At 64.5% G+C, this 14,727-nt stretch carries 19 protein-coding genes and 1 other RNA gene; 14 read left to right on the top strand and 6 right to left on the bottom strand.

All coding sequences use genetic code 11. The features are described 5' to 3' along the window. Positions 1–147 precede the first annotated feature (147 nt). The gene (rpoH, locus tag BSY18_RS01875; RefSeq protein ID WP_054133290.1) at positions 148–1,053 is read right to left on the bottom strand and encodes an RNA polymerase sigma factor RpoH; all 906 of its coding nucleotides are present in this window, start codon (positions 1,051–1,053) and stop codon (positions 148–150) included. Positions 1,054–1,129: 76 nt separating this feature from the next. Further along, positions 1,130–2,101 carry an RluA family pseudouridine synthase gene (locus tag BSY18_RS01870; protein ID WP_069049469.1) on the bottom strand — a complete coding sequence of 324 codons (972 nt, stop codon included), beginning with the start codon at positions 2,099–2,101 and terminating at the stop codon, positions 1,130–1,132. A 4-nt stretch (positions 2,102–2,105) separates the two neighbouring features. Here BSY18_RS01870 and BSY18_RS01865 point away from each other — a divergent pair, with 4 nt between their 5' ends. From BSY18_RS01865 to rnpB, 10 genes are all read left to right on the top strand, one after another. Further along, a complete protein-coding gene (locus BSY18_RS01865) occupies positions 2,106–2,525 on the top strand; it encodes a Mov34/MPN/PAD-1 family protein (RefSeq protein ID WP_236823429.1) in 420 nt (139 codons plus the stop codon). Positions 2,526–2,696: 171 nt separating this feature from the next. Further along, positions 2,697–3,347, top strand: a complete 651-nt coding sequence (locus tag BSY18_RS01860; protein ID WP_054133292.1) for a histidine phosphotransferase family protein — start codon at positions 2,697–2,699, stop codon at positions 3,345–3,347. 85 nt (positions 3,348–3,432) lie between these two features. Beyond that, positions 3,433–5,814, top strand: coding sequence for a chemotaxis protein CheA (locus BSY18_RS01855; protein WP_069051632.1), 2,382 nt, complete (start codon positions 3,433–3,435; stop codon positions 5,812–5,814). Continuing rightward, complete coding sequence (locus tag BSY18_RS01850; RefSeq protein ID WP_054133293.1) at positions 5,811–6,245, top strand: chemotaxis protein CheW; 435 nt, start codon at positions 5,811–5,813, stop codon at positions 6,243–6,245. Before BSY18_RS01855 ends, BSY18_RS01850 begins: the two co-directional genes overlap by 4 nt. Before the next feature lie 112 nt (positions 6,246–6,357). Then, positions 6,358–6,723 carry a response regulator gene (locus BSY18_RS01845; protein ID WP_054133294.1) on the top strand — a complete coding sequence of 122 codons (366 nt, stop codon included), beginning with the start codon at positions 6,358–6,360 and terminating at the stop codon, positions 6,721–6,723. 25 nt (positions 6,724–6,748) lie between these two features. Next, the gene (locus tag BSY18_RS01840; RefSeq protein ID WP_054133295.1) at positions 6,749–7,843 is read left to right on the top strand and encodes a chemotaxis protein CheB; all 1,095 of its coding nucleotides are present in this window, start codon (positions 6,749–6,751) and stop codon (positions 7,841–7,843) included. Next, positions 7,840–8,709, top strand: a complete 870-nt coding sequence (locus BSY18_RS01835; protein ID WP_054133296.1) for a CheR family methyltransferase — start codon at positions 7,840–7,842, stop codon at positions 8,707–8,709. The genes BSY18_RS01840 and BSY18_RS01835 overlap by 4 nt, the downstream gene beginning before the upstream one ends. Positions 8,710–8,783: 74 nt before the next feature. Further along, positions 8,784–9,728: a DMT family transporter gene (locus BSY18_RS01830; RefSeq protein WP_054133297.1), complete on the top strand. Its 945-nt coding sequence runs from the start codon at positions 8,784–8,786 to the stop codon at positions 9,726–9,728. Between the two features lie 32 nt (positions 9,729–9,760). Next, a complete protein-coding gene (locus tag BSY18_RS01825; RefSeq protein ID WP_069049468.1) occupies positions 9,761–10,411 on the top strand; it encodes an N-acetylmuramoyl-L-alanine amidase in 651 nt (216 codons plus the stop codon). Between the two features lie 37 nt (positions 10,412–10,448). Then, an RNA gene (gene rnpB / locus BSY18_RS01820) (RNase P RNA component class A) lies at positions 10,449–10,852 on the top strand. Positions 10,853–10,883: 31 nt separating this feature from the next. Here the strand turns inward: rnpB and BSY18_RS01815 are convergent. Next, complete coding sequence (locus BSY18_RS01815; RefSeq protein ID WP_054133299.1) at positions 10,884–11,075, bottom strand: hypothetical protein; 192 nt, start codon at positions 11,073–11,075, stop codon at positions 10,884–10,886. Between the two features lie 254 nt (positions 11,076–11,329). Between BSY18_RS01815 and BSY18_RS01810 the strand changes: the two genes are divergently transcribed. Both BSY18_RS01810 and BSY18_RS01805 read left to right on the top strand, forming a co-directional pair. Then, entirely contained in the window at positions 11,330–11,863 is a 534-nt protein-coding gene (locus BSY18_RS01810) for a J domain-containing protein (RefSeq protein ID WP_069049467.1), read from the top strand. A 29-nt stretch (positions 11,864–11,892) separates the two neighbouring features. Beyond that, a complete protein-coding gene (locus BSY18_RS01805) occupies positions 11,893–12,189 on the top strand; it encodes a hypothetical protein (RefSeq protein ID WP_069049466.1) in 297 nt (98 codons plus the stop codon). Between the two features lie 70 nt (positions 12,190–12,259). Here BSY18_RS01805 and BSY18_RS01800 read toward each other — a convergent pair whose 3' ends face one another. Next, complete coding sequence (locus BSY18_RS01800; RefSeq protein WP_054133302.1) at positions 12,260–12,643, bottom strand: glycine zipper 2TM domain-containing protein; 384 nt, start codon at positions 12,641–12,643, stop codon at positions 12,260–12,262. Between the two features lie 190 nt (positions 12,644–12,833). Between BSY18_RS01800 and BSY18_RS01795 the strand changes: the two genes are divergently transcribed. Further along, on the top strand, positions 12,834–13,055 hold the full coding sequence (locus tag BSY18_RS01795) for a hypothetical protein (RefSeq protein ID WP_054133303.1): 222 nt from the start codon (positions 12,834–12,836) through the stop codon (positions 13,053–13,055). A gap of 9 nt (positions 13,056–13,064) precedes the next feature. Then, positions 13,065–13,988 (top strand): EamA family transporter RarD, encoded by a 924-nt coding sequence (gene rarD, locus BSY18_RS01790; protein WP_069049465.1) that lies wholly within the window; start codon positions 13,065–13,067, stop codon positions 13,986–13,988. Between the two features lie 123 nt (positions 13,989–14,111). Here the strand turns inward: rarD and grxD are convergent, their stop codons facing one another. Then, the gene (grxD, locus tag BSY18_RS01785; protein ID WP_054133305.1) at positions 14,112–14,444 is read right to left on the bottom strand and encodes a Grx4 family monothiol glutaredoxin; all 333 of its coding nucleotides are present in this window, start codon (positions 14,442–14,444) and stop codon (positions 14,112–14,114) included. A 47-nt stretch (positions 14,445–14,491) separates the two neighbouring features. Beyond that, complete coding sequence (locus BSY18_RS01780) at positions 14,492–14,725, bottom strand: BolA/IbaG family iron-sulfur metabolism protein (protein WP_054133306.1); 234 nt, start codon at positions 14,723–14,725, stop codon at positions 14,492–14,494. Between the last annotated feature and the right edge of the window lie 2 nt (positions 14,726–14,727).

Below are 14,727 nucleotides of genomic sequence, written 5' to 3'. Positions count from 1 at the left end.
TTATTGTCCGGTCTGCCGCGTGCCGGGCGAAATTTTACAGACGCCAGATGTGAGTGAAGCGGGACAGCATGGCCATCCCGCTTCCGTCCACAGGTGCGACCCTTGGGGATCAAGGTCGTGGGGGGCCTGGCGCCCCCGGGCGAATGTTCAGCCGGCCAGCGCCATCTGCTTGTCGCTGACAAGCCGGTGCATGGCCTTTTGCAGCTTTTCGAAAGCGCGCACCTCGATCTGGCGCACGCGTTCGCGGCTGACATTGTAGACCTGGCTCAGTTCCTCGAGCGTCTTGGGGTCATCGACCAGACGCCGTTCGTTGAGAATGTGCCGCTCGCGCTCGTTCAGCGCCTGCAGCGCCTCGCCCAGCATTTCGTGCCGCATCGATGCTTCCTGCGCATCGGCGACAGCTACGTCCTGCAAAGGCGCATCGTCGGTCAGCCAATCCATCCACTGGCCGTCGCCATCCTCGCGCATCGAGACGTTGAGCGACGCATCACCCCCCATCGCCATGCGGCGGTTCATGTTGACAACTTCGGTTTCAGACACGCCCAGCTTGGTCGCGATAGTCGTCACGTCGTCGGGATGCAGATCGCCATCCTCGAACGCACGCAGGTTGTTCTTCATCCGGCGAAGGTTGAAGAACAGCTTCTTCTGCGCGGCGGTGGTGCCCATCTTGACGAGGCTCCAGCTGCGCAGGATGTATTCCTGGATCGATGCCTTGATCCACCACATCGCATAGGTCGCGAGGCGGAAGCCACGATCCGGCTCGAATTTCTTCACGCCCTGCATCAGGCCGATATTGCCTTCGGAGATCAGCTCGCTGACCGGCAGGCCATAGCCGCGGTAGCCCATCGCGATCTTCGCGACGAGACGCAGGTGCGAGGTGACAAGCTGCGCGGCAGCCTCAGGATCCTGATGTTCCTGATAGCGCTTGGCGAGCATGTATTCCTGCTCGGGCTTGAGCAGCGGATATTTCCGGATTTCGGTGAGATAACGGTTCAGGCTCGCCTCTCCGCCAAGGGCGGGGATGGTGGCCGGGACACTTCTGGTCGCGCTCATGTTTTCCCTTTCTGCCAATCCGTTTTTCGGGCCTCGAAGGAGCGCCCGTCTTGGGGATCGCATTTCGACTTGCAACCTAAACACGCAATCTATCCAAAAGTTCCGCCATGTCGGCCGGAATCGGACTAAAAAAGTCGCATTCAGATTTCGTCACCGGATGTATAAACCCGAGCCGCTGCGCGTGCAATGCCTGACGACGGAAATCCACGGCTTTGAGCAGGTCCCGCAAGGGCTTTGGCGGCTTGGAATAGAGCGGGTCGCCGAGCAGCGCATGGCCGATGCTGGCCATATGGACGCGCACCTGATGCGTCCGCCCGGTTTCCAGCCGGCACTCGATCCGGGTGGCCCCGCTCAGTCGCTCCTCGGTAGTGAAATGGGTGACCGCGTGCTTGCCCCGCCCCTCCCCCACCATCGCCATCTTCTTGCGGTCATAATCGCTGCGCCCGATATTGCCGCGGACCGTGCCATTGGCCGGGCTCGGCCGTCCCTGCACGATCGCGACATAGCGCCGGTTGATCGTGTGCGCGGCAAACTGCGCCGCCAGCCCCAGATGCGCGGAATCGGTCTTGGCGACCACCAGCAGCCCCGAGGTGTCCTTGTCGATCCGGTGGACGATTCCCGGCCGCGCGACCCCGCCGATGCCCGAAAGCTGGCCTGCGCAATGGTGCAGCAGCGCGTTGACCAGAGTGCCATCGGCATGCCCCGCCGCCGGGTGCACGACCAGCCCTGCAGGCTTGTCGATCACCAGCAGATCGGCATCCTCGTACACCACGCACAGCGCGATATCCTGCGCCTGGGTGTCGAGCGGCAGCGCTGCCGGGACCGCTATCGCATAACGCTGGCCCGCCGCCAGCTTCACCGAAGGCCGGGTGACCGGCTTGCCCTCGATCGTGACCGCGCCCTGGACGATCAGCGCCTTGATCCGTTCGCGCGACAAACCGGGTTCGGCCAGCGCTAGCCCCGCGTCGATCCGCTGGCCGTCGACCCCGCCAGGGATTGTGCCGGTCAGAGGCTCGCTTGCGGGCGTGTTGGTTTGCGCGGCATTCATCGCTATGCTGTGGCCGATGCAGGTCATGCTTTCAAGCGCGCTCCACGCCCAGATGCTTGCACTGGCCGAGGTGGCGCACCCCCGCGAATGCTGCGGGCTGCTGTTCGGCGACGACGGTGCAATCCGCCGCATGCAGCCTGTCGCCAATGTGTCGGACACGCCCGGCCGCGCGTTCGAGATCGATCCGGCTGCGCTGATCGCGGCCGAACGCGCGATGCGGCAGGGGGGCGAGAGACTGATCGGTCATTATCATTCGCACCCCAATGGCCGCGCCGAGCCGTCCCCCTGCGATGCCGCCAGCGCCGCGGCCGACGGCCGGCTGTGGCTGGTGATCGCAGGCCCAGCCATCACCGGCTGGCGGGCGCAGTCTGCAGGCGCATTGCTGGGCAGGTTCGATCCGGTTGATCTGGTGCTTGCCGACTGATCCTGCGGATCGCTTCTGGCCACCCCATCTCGCGCACCGGCTGGCGCGAGGTCGCGCAGCGACCGGATTAAGGCTTGAACCTGTGCGACATTTTCGCCACATCGGCGGGGCGCGGCCCACCGGCCAGCGCACGCTTTCCTGTTCCTTCCTCCCAAAGGCCAGCCCCAGCCCATGTCCAGTCCTGCAGACCTGTCTGAAATCGACCTCGCCAGCCTTTTGTGTTCGCGGCTCTGCCATGATCTGCTGAGCCCGATCGGCGCGATGAACAACGGCCTGGAACTGCTTGCGGACGAGACCGATCCGGAAATGCGCGCGCGCTGCATCGAGCTGCTGACAGACAGCGCCCGGGCCTCTGCCAGCAAGCTCAAATTCTTTCGCCTGGCCTTTGGCGCGGCGGGAGGCTTTGGCGACAAGGTGGACGTCAACGAGCCGCGCCAGCTGATCGAAGGGCTGGTCGCAGACAAGCCGCGGGTCGAACTGCAATGGCATGTACCGTCCGATCTGCTCGCCAAGCCCGCGGTCAAGGTGCTGCTGAACCTGGCGCTGATCGGCCTCGACGGCCTGGTGCGCGGCGGTCAGCTGATCATCGCGGCGGAAGAAAATGGCGGCACCTGCGAGATCGCGGTCAATGCGACCGGCCCCAAGGTGGTGATCGATGCTGCGGTGGCCGCTGCGCTGTCGGACGATCTGGCCCAGGCCACGATGAGCCCACGCACGGCGCCTGCCTATATGATCAAGCAGATCGTGCGTCGCAACGGCGGCGATATCCAGCTCGCCGCCACGCCGGAATCGCTGGTCATCGGGGCCATGCTGCGCGTCTGAATCCGGCGCGCGGCCCGATCAGCCGCAACCTGATCTTAACCATATTCAGCGCAAACCGGAGCTCAAGCGCTCGCGGACGGTGGATATGGACGACCTGATACAGGAATTTATCGCTGAAACCCGGGAAACGCTGGACGCGCTGGCCAGCGAACTTGTGCTGTGGGAACAGAACCCGCACGACAGCACCCGGCTCGACAGCATTTTCCGCTTCGTCCACACGGTCAAGGGCAGCTGCGGCTTCCTCAAGCTGCCCAGGTTCGAACGGCTGAGCCATGCCGCAGAGGATGTTCTGGCGCAGGTCCGCGATGGCAAGCGCGAGGCTTCCGCACCGCTGGTCGATGCGGTGCTCGGGATCATCGACCGGATCGGCGAGCTAATCGTGGTCATGGAATCGGGCGAGGCCCTGCCCGACGGATCGGACTCAGACCTGATCGCTGCGCTGGATCGCGATCCAAAGGCGCCGGAGCCTGCCGCGCCAGAGTCCAATGTCCCGGCTAACGACACCGGCTCTGCCGCCCGCCGACAGGCGGCCATCCGATCGATCCGCGTGCCACTCGACCTTATCGATCATCTGATGAACGGCGTGTCGGACATGGTGCTGGCGCGCAACGAGGTCGCGCGATGCCTGCGCGACGAGCAGAACGGCCCGGTGCTCGAAAACGCCTTCGAGCGGCTGTCATCGTGCATCGCCGACATGCGCGATGCCATCGGCCAGACCCGCATGCAGCGGATCGAACGCATCTTCTCTCCCCTGCCCCGGCTGGTGCGCGATCTGTGCGCCGATCTCGGCAAGAAGGTCGATCTGCGCACCTCGGGCAGCAATGTCGAACTCGATCGCGAAATGATCGAGATGATCCGCGATCCGCTGACCCATATCATCCGCAACTCGATCGATCATGGCATTGAATCGCCGACCGCGCGCAGCCTTGCGGGCAAGCCCGCCACCGGTCGGCTGAGCATATCGGCGCGCCAGTCGGGCAACCAGATCCTGATCGAGATCGCAGATGACGGGCGCGGCATCGATACCGACAAATTGGTGGCGCGCGCCCAGACCGCAAAGGTCCGCAGCGCATCGGAAATCCACGCGCTGAGCGAACGCGCGCGGCTCGAGCTGATCTTTGCACCCGGACTCTCCACCGCAGACCAGGTGACCGCGATTTCCGGGCGCGGGGTCGGCATGGACGTCGTGCGCTCGAACATCGAGCGGATCGGCGGCTCGATCGATCTGGAAAACAACCCGGGCAAGGGGCTGCGCGTCATCCTGCGCGTGCCGCTGACGCTCACGATCATTCCGTGCCTTACCGTGCGCGCGGGCGGGCAGGAATTCGCGATGCCGCGCTCGGCGATCCGCGAGATCCTGTTCGACAACAACGATCAGGTGCGCATCCAGCAGGTCGGCGGACGCGATCTGGCCTATATCCGCGGCGAGTGCCTGCCGCATGTCGCGCTCGAAACGCTGCTGGGGCTGGAACGCGCCACCAACCCCGCTGCGCGCCACCGCACGATCATCACCGTCAACGCCTCGTCCGAACTGCGCTACGCGCTTGCGGTCGAGGCGGTGATCGATCACGAGGAACTGGTGGTCCGCCCCGGCGCGCCCGTGATCATGGCCGACGGCCTGTACGCAGGCACCACCCTGCCCGACAATGGCCGCCCGATGCTGCTGCTCGATCCACTGGGCCTGGCGAACCGGGCGCAGCTCAATGAATTTGCGCGGCCCGACGAAAGCCAGCGCGGCGAGGCGCCCGATGCCGCCGAGATCGATGGCGGCTCCGCGCTGTTGTTCCGCGAGGCCGCGGGCATGTTGCGGCTGATGACGCTGGCGGCGGTCGAGCGCGTCGAGGATGTCGATGCCGCGCGGCTGGCGCTCGCCGGTGGCCAGGTGCGGCTGAGCATTGATGGCGAGAGCCGTCCGGTGTTCGGGCTCGACCAGCCCCCGCAATCGGGTCATGCCAAGCTGCTGCACCTCAGCGATGGGACCCGCCATGTGCTCTATGCGGTCGACGACGTGATCGATATCGTCCGGCTGCCCGCAAAGGTCGAACCGGCGAGCGCGCCGGGCCTGGTGGGTGGTATCGCGCTGATCGGCGATCAGCAGATCGAGGTGATCGACCCGCACTGGGTGTTCAGCAACATGATGGGCCCCGCGCCGTCCTCCGATCGGCCGGCATGCTGCCTGATCGGCACCGATGACCCCTGGACCCGCAACATCCTTGCGCCGCTGGTTTCGGCAGCCGGCTATCGACCGGTCTTCGGCGCTCCGGGCGACGGAGAGCCCGGCGACGCCGCAGTGAGCATCATCGTCGGAGATTCCGCCGAAACACCCGCCGCGCTGAGCGGCGAGATCATCCGGCTGCGCGATACGCTGTCGGGCGATCCGCAGGATGCCGACACGATCTATCGCTATGACCGGGCCGCCCTGCTGGGTCGGCTGATCAACGGGCGCAACGGAGCGCTGGGCACATGAAAGAACTGTATCTGATCGCGGTCATCTCCGGGGAAAAGGTCGTCATCCCGGCAGAACAGGTCGACAGCGTGGTCAATGTTCGCGAATCGGTGCCGGTGCCTTCGGCTGCGCCGTTCATCGCGGGGTTGTTCGCGCTGCGCAGCCGGGTGCTGACGCTGATCGACTGCCAGTTCTTCGTCACCGGCGAGCCTGCAGACCTGACCCCCGGCCAACCGGCGATCGTCGTCAACATCGGCGGATGCCATTACGGCCTGCTGGTCGATGCGGTGATCGACGTGGTGCAATCGGTCGTGGCCCCTGCCCCGCTGCCCGGTCAGCTGCCTGCCGGGTGGAGCGATATCGGCCGGGCGCTGCTCGACTTCGACGGCAGCACCTATCTGCTGATCGACCCCGATTACATGGTCAATCCCGCGCTGCGCCGCGCAGCCTGATCTTGCGCGTTTTTGCGGTGAGCCGCGCCCGCCGATCACCGCTGTTAACATGCTGCTTACCAATCAGGCCTAATGTTCAGTGCGGCAACATTGCTGCGAGGAGGCCGCGCCCATGAAAACCTGTCTGGTTGTTGACGATAGCAAGGTAATCCGGAAGGTCGCTCGGCACATTCTGGAGACGCTGGACTTCACCGTCTCCGAAGCCGCCGATGGCAGCGAGGCGCTGGACCAGTGCCGCGACGTGATGCCCGATGTGGTCCTGCTCGACTGGAACATGCCGGTGATGAGCGGGATGGAATTCCTGTGCGCGCTGCGCAAGGTCGAGGGCGGCGCCGGGCCAAAGGTCGTCTTCTGCACCACCGAAAACGGCCGCGGCCATATCCAGGCGGCGATCGACGCAGGCGCGGACGAATATGTCATGAAGCCGTTCGACCGCGAAACGCTGCACAGCAAACTGCAGATCGTGGGCTGCGCCTGAGGACCGGCGCGGGGGGCTCCACCACATGACCGGCCTTGATCCCGTGGCATCTGCCCGGCGCCTAGCGCCGCTGGTGCCCGAAGCGTTGCCCGTCAGCCGTGTGCTGATTGTCGACGACAGCCTCGTCATGCGCTCGATCATCCAGCGGATCGTCGAGCAGGCACCCGGCTTTTCGGTCTGCGCCAGCCTCGCCTCGGCGCAGGCCGCGCTCGATTTTCTCGCCACCGAAGCTGCCGACATCGTCCTGCTTGATATCGAGATGCCCCGCCGATCGGGGCTCGATGCGCTTCCCGACCTCATCGCGGCCAGCAAGCAGGCGCGAATCCTGGTGCTGTCCTCGCACTGCACCGATGGCGCTCCCGCGACGCTGAAGGCGCTGGCGCTGGGAGCGAGCGACACGCTGTCCAAGCCCGACCATCAGTTCTATCCGCAAAGCTTCATCGCAGCCTTGCACGAGAAGTTGCGCATTCTGGGCGATGCGGCGCGGTTCTCGCGCCAAGCGATGCCGCCAGTGGCGGCAAGGCCCGTTGCCAGTCACGGAACGCTGGACTGCATCGCCATCGGATCCTCCACCGGTGGCATCAGCGCGATCCACGAACTGCTGCGCGGGCTCGACCCTGGCATTGATGCGCCGATCCTGGTGACCCAGCATCTCCCGCCCGACTTCATTCCGTTTCTCGTGCGCCACATCGCCGATCTGGGGCTGCGCCCGGTGCATCAGGCGCAGGACGGTGCGGTGCTGCAGCGCGGGCATATCTATTGCGCTCCGGGCACCGCGCATCTCGGCCTGCAGCACAGCGGCGGCCAGACGCGCATCGCGCTGATCCCCGAATGGCCCGGCACCGCCTACAAGCCTTCGGTCGATCCGATGTTCGCTGCGGTCGCCGAGTGCTTTGGCGCCAATGGCGCGGGCGTGATGCTGAGCGGCATGGGCGCTGACGGCCTGTCGGGCGCGCGGCTGCTCGCCGCAACCGGCGCGCCGATCTATGTTCAGGATGCGCAGTCCAGCACCGTCTGGGGCATGCCCGGCGCCATCGCGCGCGACGGTCTTGCCAGCGTCATCCTTCCTCCCGCCGGAATTGCCCGGTTCATCGCCGATTGCTGGCTGGAGCCGAAATGATCCATTCCCAACCCGCCACCAATGCCACCCGCATCCTTGCAGGTCTGCTCGAAGCGCGCACCGGCCAGCAGATTGCGCCGAGCCGCTACTGGCGTATCCAGACCGCGCTGGCTCCGATGCTCAAGGCGCAGGGCATTCCCGATCTCGACGCGCTGGTCGCGGTGCTGTCCGATCCGGACAATGAAAAGCTGTTGCAGGAATCGCTCGATGCGATGCTCAACAACGAAAGCTTCTTCTTCCGCGACACCGCGATGTTCGCAGCGCTGCGGTCGGAGGCGTTTCCCGCGCTGCGTGAGCGCCGCGCCCAGCGCAAGACGCTGCGCATCTGGTGCGCAGGAACATCGACCGGGCAGGAAGCCTATTCGGTCGCCATGCTGTTCGATTCCGAGCGCGAGAAATGGATCGACTGGAAGATCGAGATCGTCGGCACCGACATTTCGGCATCGGTCATCAGCCGCGCCAAGCTGGGGCGCTACAGCCAGTTCGAGATCCAGCGCGGGCTGTCGGTCGATTACATGCTGCGCTATTTCACCCAGGACGGCGAGGATTGGGTGATCGATCCGCGCCTGCAGGCCATGGTGACGTTCAAGGAAGACAATCTGCTCAAGCCGCGCGGCGACCTGGGCCGGTTCGACATCATCCTGTGCCGCAACGTTCTGATGTATTTCGCCACCGAGACCCGGCACATCGCCTATTCCAAGCTCGAAAGATCGCTCGAGAATGACGGCATGCTGATGCTGGGCGCAGCCGAAACGGTGCTGGGGCATACCGATCTGTTCTCGGCGACGCGCGAGTTGCGCGGACTGTATTGCAAGGCAGTCACCGGCAAGACCGGCCAGTCGATCTTTCCTGCGCCGCTGGGCTGACATTTTCGCACAATCTCTTCGCAGTTGCAGCATAAAGGCTGTTCTGACGGGGCATTTGCCCTATGCCACGCCGCATGACGCACGATTCGCCCGCGCCTGACCTGCCCGAACGGGGCTTTGGCCGCCTCGACTGGGCGGTCGCCATCGCCATGATGCTGCTGTGGGGCTTCAACATCATCGCGATGAAATCTGCCGTCGACAGCGCAGGCGCGCTTCCCGGCGCGTTTCTGCGCCAGGCGATCGTGGCGGTGGTGTGCCTGCCCTTCTTGCGGATCGTGCCGGGCCGGATGCGGTTGATCGGGGTGCTGGGCGTGCTCAGCGGCGGGCTGTTCTACGTCGCGGTCGGGCTGTCGCTGCAGGTCAGCACCAATGTCAGCGCGCTGGCCATCGCAGGCCAGCTGGGCGTTCCCTTCTCGCTGATCCTCGCGGTGATCTTCCTCAAGGAAAAGATCGGCATTCCGCGTTTGATCGGGATCATCCTTGCCCTTTTCGGGGTGGTGCTGCTGGTGTTCGACCCCAAGGTGGCGGGCGAGATGCCCGCGATCGCCATATCTGCCTGCGGGTCGCTGATCTGGGCGATCGCGACGCTGATCCAGCGCAATCTCGGCGGCATCGGCGTGCTCAACATCAGCGGCTGGCTGGGGCTGATCGGCTCGCTGGTGATCCTGCCCTTCGCGCTGCTGCTCGAACCGGATGGCATGGCGATGCTGCCCAACCTCAGCATGGAAACCTATGCCTGGACGATCTATGCCGCGCTTGGCTCCAGCATCGGCGGGCATGGCGCGATGGTATGGCTGCTGCAGCGGCACTCGGTATCCACCGTCAGTCCGCTGACCATCCCCACGCCGGTGATCTCGGTCGCCTTTGCCACCTGGTGGTTCGGCACCCCGCTGACCCCGCTGATGATTGCAGGTGGATTGATCGCATTGCTCGGCGTCTCTATCGTGGCGATCCGCAACGCGCAAAGATCGCGGATGCTGGCCGAAGCACGGCTGATGAAGGAGGGCACCAGATCTTGATCGATACCCCGTCGCCTAACTTCGACGAACGCATGGCTCCGATCAGCATGCTGGTCCTGCATTATACCGGAATGCAGGATGCGCCGTCGGCGATCGACTGGCTCGCCAATCCCGCCTCCAAGGTTTCTGCGCATTATGTCGTCACCGAGGACGGCCAGGTCATCCGCATGGTCGACGAGGCCAACCGCGCCTGGCATGCGGGCCGTGCGCACTGGCGCGGGATCAAGGACGTCAACAGCGCCAGCATCGGCATAGAGATTGTCAACCCCGGCCACGAATTCGGCTACCGCCCCTTCCCCGAAGAGCAGATGTCGGTGCTGATCCCGCTGGTGGCGGAGATCGTCGACCGCCACGGCATTCCGCGCGCCAATGTCGTGGGGCACAGCGATGTCGCGCCCGCGCGCAAGCAGGACCCCGGCGAGCTGTTCGACTGGCAGAGGCTGGCGCGGGTGCGGCTGGCGCTGCCGATTCCCGATGGCCGGCTGGTCGATCCGTACTGGAGCGACGGCGCGTTTCTGCTCGCGCTCGAGCGCTTCGGCTACGACATCTCGGACGGGCGCGCCGCCACGGCCGCATTCCAGCGCCGCTGGCGCCCGGGCACGATCACCGGCGAGATCGACGGCGAGTGCCGCGCGATCCTGTTCTCGCTATTGCTCGACCGCGATGCGGGGCGGTACCGCTGATTGCGCTCTAAGCAATTCGCCGCTAGGGCCATGTTCGCCAGAGGGTCGGGCAGCCGCGGGTTACGCAAGTGACGCGAGGAAAGTCCGGGCTCCACGAAACAAGGATGCCGGGTAACGCCCGGCGGGGGCGACCCCAGGGACAGTGCAACAGAAAGCAGGTTGCCCAAGGCTTCGGCCCGGTAACATTGAAAGGGTGCGGTAAGAGCGCACCGCGCGGCCAGCAATGGTTCGCGGCACGGTAAACCCCATCCGGAGCAAGACCGAATAGGGGCGGATTTGGTGATACGGTTTCTGCTTGCAGAGGCGCGTCCCAGGGGTGTTTCGGCCCCTTGCCGCCCGGGTTGGTTGCTTGAGCGGTGCAGCAATGCCCCGCCTAGAGGAATGGCTGCCCATGACCGGCAACGGTCAGGACAGAACCCGGCTTACAGACCCTCTGGCAATTTTATCCTGGAAGAATTGGGCGCAGGGGCGCTCAGAGCGAGGCGAGCACCAGGTGCGAGGGCACCATCTGCTCGACCGCAGCGGGAGAGCCTTCCAGCTGGTCCAGCGTGCACTCGGCAAAATCCTGCGCCGCATCGTCACCGGCGTAGGCCTGCGAACCCAGCACGAACGTCGCCATCATCGCGATGGACAGCATGGCGGAGAACATCAACTGGCGGCTCATTGCTCGGATTCCCTGATACGTCTTGATATGCAATCTATGTTGCATATGCGAAATAGATAGCGATGCAATCCTTTCAAGACCCTTAGCGTTCGACAAACGACATTTGCCGTCGATGAAGGGCGGGGGCGTTGCCGAAGGCTCTTCGGAACACCCGATGCCCCGCCTGCCCCTGCCAGGCACGCATCTCAGAGAGCGGACAAGCGTCGCCACCAAACCCCTAGCCCTTCCCCCCCATCATAGCTAAATGCCCACCGATGGCAGGCAAACGATCTTCTGACTGGGGCTTCCCCCGCTGGCGCGGCTATGGGTCGTCGCGCGAAGCGCAGACGGTGCGGATGTGTGACCGGCATGGTTGCAACGAGGCGGGGAACTGCCCCGCGCCCAAATCCCCCAACAGCCCGGACCGCTGGTATTTCTGCGAAAAGCACGCTGCGGAATACAACCAGGGCTGGGACTATTTCGCAGGGCTCGACAAGGAAGAGGCCGCCGCGCGCGCAGCCGAGGAAAAGCGCGACACCTCGGGCTATCGCGAATCGGTGTTCAACGAATGGGCAGGTTCGGGCGATGGCAGCCGGTCGCGCGACGAAATGCGCGCGCTCGATGTGCTGGAATGCCATGCGCACAGCGAATTCGAAGAGATCAAGAAGGCCTATCGCCGCCTTGCCAAGGCCAACCATCCCGACACCAACCAGAACGACAAGGAGGCCGCCGTGCGCTTCCAGGCGATCCAGGCGGCCTATGCGGTGCTGCGCAGCGCCGAGGAAAGAAAGACCTGGAAAGGCGTGTAATCGCCGCGCCGTCCCCCTATCTGTCACTCATGAAAACCGAAATCCGCAGCCACTGGTCGCATGCCGTGCTCGTCTGCAAGAAGTGCCAGAAACGCGCCAAGGCCAGCTTTGGCCCCGAAGAGACCCCCTCGCTCGCCAAGGCGCTCAAACGGCGCTTGCCTGGCGGCAAGGGGCGCAAGGCTCGGCTGGGGGTGATCGAGGTACCCTGCCTCGACATCTGCCCCAAAAACGGCGTGGTGCTGATCGACACCCGACATCCCGACAGCTGGCGGATCGTGCGCGAGGATGCCGATATCGACCGATTGGCCGAAGAGCTTTCCACCTGAAACCCGCCACAGAGAAAGGGCCCCTTCCGTTTCCGGAAGAGGCCCTTTGTCGTCGTGCAGTGCTTGGGGTTTAGCGGCAGCTGACCCGGCTGCGATCGATGGCCCGGCCTGCGGCTGCGCCACCCAGGCCGCCGACGATGGCGCCCAGCGTCTTGTCGCCGCGTCCCGCGATCTCGTTGCCAAGCAGCGCGCCGACACCGGCGCCGACCAGCAGGCCGGTGGTGCCGTTGCTGCGCTGGCAGCGATAACGGCCGTCGTCACCGCGCCAGTAGCGGCCCTCGTAGCGCGCCTGGCGGCGTGCATCGCGGCGGCCTTCACGATAGGCGCGGCGCTCGCCGCGATCGAACTGGGCGACTTCCTGCGAATGGAAGCTGGTGGGGACCGGCAGGGCCACCGGGCTGGCGGGGGCCGGGTTCAACAGGGCAGCGGCGCTGGCAAGGGCAAGGTTCAACATGATGGTATCTCCACTGATTGCTCCGGGCGGTTCGTCCCGGCTCGAACTAACAACATTCATCCCCGCCGCCGGTTTCATGAACAGGATACAACATAGGTGAATCCGGCCATTCCGAGGTCGAACCGACCCGCTGGTGCGGTGAACCGAAAATTCGCTTGCAACCATGCGCTGTCTTATCCATATAAGACACATGCTGAACATTCTTTCGATCCTCATCGGGATCATCGCCCTCCTGCTCGCCATTCCGGCTTTTCTGCCGCTGCTTGGCGCCCTGAACTGGCTGATCGTCCCGATCGCCCTGCTGGGCGTGCTGCTGGGCTTTCTGTCGAGCAGCAACACCGGACGCAATCTGTGTCTGGTCGTGCTGGTGATCTGCATTATCCGCCTATCGCTGGGAGGCGGCATCCTCTAACGCGCCGCGATGAGCGGTGAGAGAGAACGCCTGAAAGGCCTGCCGGAAGCGATCGGCGCATACACGATCTGGGGCTTCATGCCGCTGTTTTTCAAGCAGCTGCAGGGCATTTCCCCGGTGGAAATCGTCGCGCACCGGGTGGTGTGGTCGGTTCTGCTGATCACCGTGATCCTGTGGGCCAGCCGTCGTCTTGGTGAATTCACGTTCGCCTTGGCAGACCCGCGGATCCGCCGTTACATGATCGCGAGCACGTCGCTGATCGCCGCCAACTGGCTGATCTATATCTGGGCGATCACCAACGAGCATATCCTGGCAGGCAGCCTGGGTTATTACATCAACCCGCTTATCAACGTGGCGCTGGGCGTGGTGTTTTTCCGCGAACGGATGAATCGTACCCAGATGGTCGCTATTGTGCTGGCGGCGGCAGGCGTGCTGGTGCTGGCGAGTGAATCGCTGGCGTCGATCTGGATCAGCCTGTCGCTTGCCGCCTCGTTCGGCCTGTACGGCATGGTGCGCAAGATGGCACCGGTGGGGTCCCTCCCCGGCCTTGCCTGCGAAACATCGCTGATGCTGCCGTTCGCGCTGGGCTATGTGCTGTGGGCGGGGGTGTACGATCCCACGCCGGGCTTCGGCTATTCGACGCTGACCGACGGCTATCTGATCGCAGGGGGCGCCATCACCACCATCCCGCTGCTGCTGTTCGCCAGCGCCGCGCGCAAGATGCCGCTGTCGACGCTGGGCTTCATCCAGTTCATCGGCCCAACGATCCAGTTCGTGCTCGGAGTGTTCGTCTATGACGAACCCTTCACCCGCGCGCACGCGATCTGTTTTGCGCTGATCTGGGCGGCGGTGGCGCTGTTCTGCGTCGACGGCATTCGGCGCTCACGCGAGGCACGGCTGGCGACGGTGGAAGAACCTGCTCCAGCCTCCTAGGATCGTCATTCCCGCGAAAGCTCGAATCCCGCTATCGCCGATGCTCCCATAAAAAAACGTCACCCCCGCTTTCGCAGGGGTGACGTGGTTGGATGTCGGGTGTCAAAGCAACGGTAAAGGTGCTCAGTTGGCCCCTACCAGGCCCTTTTCCTGCATCAGCGCCTGCAGTTCGCCAGCTTCGAACATTTCCATCATGATGTCCGATCCGCCGATGAACTCGCCCTTCACGTAAAGCTGGGGGATGGTCGGCCAGTCGGAAAATTCCTTGATGCCCTGGCGGACTTCCATGTCCTGCAGCACGTCGACGCTTTCATAGTCGACGCCGAGATGGTCGAGGATGGCGATCGCCTTGCTGGAAAAGCCGCACTGCGGAAACAGCGGCGTGCCCTTCATGAACAGCAGGACGTCGTTGGCTTGAACGATCTCGGCGATGCGGGCCTGTGCGGTGTCGGTCATGGGTTCAGCTCCGTGGATATGCAGATGGTGCCAATATGGCCTGGCGTTTAGCTGGGGAGCGCCGTGGTCAGTTGCAAGGCGTGCAGTTCACCGCCCATGCGTCCGCCCAGCGCTGCATAGACCGCGCGCTGGCGGGCAATGCGGCTCATCGGGCGAAAGCTTTCGGCCACGACATGCGCGGCATAATGGTCGCCATCGCCCGCCAGATCGGTAATCGAAACCTCGGCGTCCGGGATACCGGCCTTGATCAGCGCCTCGATGTCGGCGGCAGCCATGGGCATGG

Origin of the sequence: Blastomonas sp. RAC04, from assembly GCF_001713435.1 — a bacterium.
Lineage (GTDB): Bacteria > Pseudomonadota > Alphaproteobacteria > Sphingomonadales > Sphingomonadaceae > Blastomonas > Blastomonas fulva.
The sequence above is the reverse complement of the archived record's forward strand: the minus strand, read 5'-3'. Positions and strand labels throughout refer to the sequence as shown.